The following is a 516-nucleotide window of genomic DNA, read 5'->3' on the forward strand; positions in this document are numbered from 1 at the left end:
TCTTGCCAGGCACCCACTGCGGCGTGTGACGTTGCCAATCGCGTACCGAACCATCGTTGTAGGGCGCGTAGCCGGCGATATGCTCCCACGATGCCTCTTGAGAAATACGGCGGCCGCGCTTGCCGATGATCACCGCGATCTCGCCTTCGTAGTCGAATCTCTCCGACTCCAGCGGGGCAATCAGCGGCTGACCGTGGCCCACCTGAGAGTTGGCGAAGCGCGCGAACACCCACGGCTTGGCCGACGGGTCCTTGCCCGTCTCACTGCGGTGGGTCTCGTAGTTGATGCCGATGCAGAGGATCTTGGGCGGATTCGGAATGACCGGCAGAAACTCGATTTCGTCGAGATCGTATGAGAGCCCGCCACGGGAGGCCGCTTCTTCCAGTTCGTCCAGCGCGCCAGCTTGCAGCGCGGCCAGCAAATCGACGTACTTGTCGTTCAGGCTCTTCTTGAGATCAAGTGCCCGACCATCGACCACTGCGCCGAACGTCGCTTTTCCGCCGACGCGGAAACTCA

Annotated in this window: 1 protein-coding gene; it reads right to left on the reverse strand. The window is 61.8% G+C overall.

Annotated features, from left to right (window positions below):
• Positions 1–516, reverse strand: a 516-nt coding sequence (locus CFB89_RS33885) for a fumarylacetoacetate hydrolase family protein (protein ID WP_179233588.1), incomplete at both ends; no start/stop codon positions are given.

The sequence above is a fragment of the Burkholderia sp. AU16741 genome, from assembly GCF_002223345.1.
Lineage (GTDB): Bacteria > Pseudomonadota > Gammaproteobacteria > Burkholderiales > Burkholderiaceae > Burkholderia > Burkholderia sola.